The 748-nt window shown below is 74.9% G+C and carries 1 protein-coding gene and 1 pseudogene; both read left to right on the top strand.

Annotated features, from left to right (window positions below):
• Positions 1-9 precede the first annotated feature (9 nt).
• Positions 10-162 (top strand): annotated as a pseudogene (locus tag AC2W7C_RS18615) (phage tail protein); the annotation flags it as partial.
• 299 nt (positions 163-461) lie between these two features.
• Positions 462-748 (top strand): GTA baseplate fiber-binding domain-containing protein (locus AC2W7C_RS18610; protein WP_486002670.1); only part of this gene is annotated, 287 nt, incomplete at its 3' end.

Here is a 748-nt window from a genome sequence, read left to right as displayed (position 1 = left end):
CTGCCCGCGGTGTGTTCGAGCGGGCTGGCCAAGGCCGCGGCGGAGCGGGCCCTGACCGTCGGCGGCGAACGGCTGACGGCGGCCCTGGGCCCGCTGGACCTGCTGAGGCTGGAGCCGGGAGACGTGGTGTCGGTGGACGGGCGCGCGGGCGATTGGCGGATCGTGCGGCTGGAACGGGACGAGACGCCTTCGGCGATGCTGGAACCCGTTCCGGCCGCGAACCCGATCGATCCACGGGAGAATCCACGGGCGCCGGAGCCTTCATTGCGCACGGGCGCGCCGTTCCTTCGCCTGCTCGCCCTGCCGCCGCTGGTCGGGTTCGAGAGCGACGACCGGCCGCTGGCGGTGGTTGCGGCGGATCCATGGCGGCCGATGCGGGTGTCGGCGGGGGCGTCGCTGGAGGCGTTTGACGCGCGGGGGGACGCAGCCGAACCGGCGACGGTGGGGACCCTGGTCGCGCGTTGGAGCCGGGCCCGCGCCACCGGCTGGATCGAAGGAACGCGATCGTCGTCCGCGTCGAGGGCCGGCGCCCGAGAGTCGGAGCCGAACGGCCGTCCTGGCCGGGAGCGAACGCCGTGGCGGTGGAGACCGCGGCCGGCTGGGAGATCGTGCAGTTCCACGAGGCCCTGTTGATCGAAGGCGACGTCTGGCGTCTGTCGGGCCTTTTGCGCGCCCAGCAGGGGGACCGAGGGGGAAAATGGCCGCGGGCGCGCGGGCCGGGCGCGCTGGCCGTGCTGCTGGACGCGGC

It is taken from the genome of Brevundimonas sp. CURTG3B2_SDJG, from assembly GCF_057364705.1.
The sequence above is the reverse complement of the archived record's forward strand: the minus strand, read 5'-3'. Positions and strand labels throughout refer to the sequence as shown.